This window comes from uncultured Mucilaginibacter sp., assembly GCF_937859865.1.
In the GTDB taxonomy this organism is placed as follows: domain Bacteria; phylum Bacteroidota; class Bacteroidia; order Sphingobacteriales; family Sphingobacteriaceae; genus Mucilaginibacter_A.
In genome coordinates this window covers 1-2301 of the sequence record NZ_CALMAT010000161.1, presented here as the reverse complement: position 1 = coordinate 2301, position 2301 = coordinate 1, and the positions used below count along the sequence as shown (strand labels likewise).

1 protein-coding gene and 2 pseudogenes are annotated in these 2301 nt (G+C 41.6%); 1 reads left to right on the top strand and 2 read right to left on the bottom strand.

All coding sequences use genetic code 11. The features are described from left to right. A pseudogene (locus Q0192_RS17430) lies at nucleotides 1–764 on the bottom strand (carbamoyl-phosphate synthase large subunit); the annotation flags it as partial. 112 nt (nucleotides 765–876) lie between these two features. Next, on the bottom strand, nucleotides 877–1869 hold the full coding sequence (locus tag Q0192_RS17425; RefSeq protein ID WP_299291530.1) for an energy transducer TonB: 993 nt from the start codon (nucleotides 1867–1869) through the stop codon (nucleotides 877–879). A 144-nt stretch (nucleotides 1870–2013) separates the two neighbouring features. On the opposite strand from Q0192_RS17425, the pseudogene Q0192_RS17420 reads away from it, so the two are divergent. Then, nucleotides 2014–2301, top strand: a pseudogene (locus tag Q0192_RS17420) (M13 family peptidase); the annotation flags it as partial.

Genomic DNA, 2301 nt, shown 5'->3' with positions numbered 1-2301 from the left:
GTCATGGCCGGCGCAACGGTAATCGAATCACCGGTGTGGATTCCCATCGGGTCGAAATTCTCAATCGAACAAATGATGATTACGTTATCGTTGTTATCGCGCAGCAGTTCCAATTCAAATTCTTTCCAGCCGATAACCGCTTGTTCCACCAAAACTTCGTGTGTTGGCGAAGCTTGCAAACCGCGACTTAAAGCCGCATCAAACTGCTCTTTTTTATGCACAAAACCGCCGCCGCTTCCGCCCAACGTATAACTCGGACGGATCACCAGCGGAAAACCAATTAACTGTGCGGCTTCTTTTCCTTCCAAAAAAGAGTTGGCAATTTTAGAAGGCGCCACGCCAATGCCAATCTCCACCATCAACTGCCGGAACTCTTCGCGGTTCTCTGTTTTTTCGATGGCGGCAATATCAACACCAATAATTTTGACGCCGTATTTTTGCCAAATGCCGCGTTCTTCTGCTTCTTTGCACAGGTTTAAAGCGGTTTGTCCGCCCATGGTGGGCAGCACAGCATCTATTTTTCGTTCCTGTAAAATCTGTTCTAAGCTTTCACAGTTTAAGGGCAACAAATAAACATGGTCGGCAATGACTTTATCCGTCATGATCGTGGCCGGATTGCTGTTGATGATGGAAACTTCAATCCCTTCATCTTTTAAAGACAAAGAAGCTTGCGAACCGGCGTAATCAAACTCGCAAGCCTGGCCGATCACAATTGGGCCGGAACCGATAATTAAAACAGAATTGATGGAAGTGTTTCTGGGCATTGTGCTTTTTTTACGGGTATAATTTAAGCGCTGAGCCAGAATTTTCCTTGCTAAATCATAGGAAAATCCCGACTTGTTTGTCGGGATGCAAAGGTAGTTTTTTTGACGGGTTTTATCGGCCTAAAGTGAAATTTATTGGCATGGTGTAAGCAACCCTTACCGGTACGCCATGCTGTATTCCCGGATTCCATGGGGGCGATTCCCGGATAACCCTTACCGCTTCTGCATCAAGTTCCGGGTCAACAGTTTGCAGGATTTTTATATCTTTTATGCTTCCGTCCTTTTCTATCACAAAGCCTAAGATCACTCTTCCTTGTGCATTTCTGTCTCTTGCCCCTGGAGGGTAGCGGATGTTTTGAGAAAGATAATTGCCAAAAGCCCTTTCACCACCTTTAAAAGTTGGCAATGCTTCTTTTACCGTATAATTTTTAGTGTTCCCGCTTTCATCGGTATTGGTGCCTTTAATAAATTTTCCGTCGGCATATTCTTCTGTAAAAAAAATTTTGCTTTTGTTTAATGTGCCTTTCCAAAGGCCGTTTCTTTTTCCATTTTTCACGTCGCCTTCTTCCTCAACATATTTATAATCGTTGTCAAAAATGGGATAATGCCCGTTTCCGTCTTTAACAATTTCTACACCGGTTGAATCATACACGTTTTGAATGTTTTCACCAGCCATGAAATTAGGTGCACCTCCTGTACCCTCAACACCTTGTACACTTGATTGATAGTCCATCGACCGGTACAATTTTCCATTCGGGTAATAATCATAGACCACGCCGGAAATCTTTCCTTTATTGTAATTGGCAACCCGTTTTCTCTTTGTATTGGAATAATAACTCAGCATCATCCCTTCTAATTTTATTGGGTCCACCGTGGATGATTTGCCAACTAATTTCGGCTTGCCATTCTTATAATATTCCAAAACATTGTACAAAACCGATCCCGAATCTGGTTCTTGTACAATCCTGATAAAATCAGCACTATCTTTCAGTTTGACTTCCCGCCCATCATTCTTTAAAAAATAAACGTTTTGCTTTTTCTGTGCGAAACCATCCAACACCAAAAAACAAGCGATAAAAGAAGCATAGTAAAATTTAAATTTCATAGAATGGGTTTACTTGTTGTACCGATGCTGTTTTTAGCAATGATAATTATTTTGCTGCTAAACAACATAATTTTTACCTGCTAAAAGAAGCATACCAATAGAAAAAATATTATGTTTGAAAAGACAGACAGTTCCGCAAAAACCATGAAAATTAAAAATTATACTTTCTTTTCTCTCAGCTTCATATCGCTTGCTTTATTCAATTCTTTTCCTGCAAAAGCACAGATCAAAAAAGCAAACGATCCGGTTTATCAAAACCTCGACCCATCCGTAAAGCCGGGCGACAATTTTTTTGAATATGCAAACGGCGGCTGGATCAAGAAAAACCCGATTCCGGCGGCGTATTCCAGTTGGGGAATTGGCAATGTGGTGAGCGAGGATTTGCGCGACCGACTGAAAAAGATCAATGAAGATGCCGAAAAAGCTAACGCG

Bases quoted from the DNA above. Each gene is read 5' to 3' on its own strand.
- Q0192_RS17425 (WP_299291530.1), bottom strand. From the start codon at position 1,869: ATGAAATTTAAATTTTACTATGCTTCTTTTATCGCTTGTTTTTTGGTG.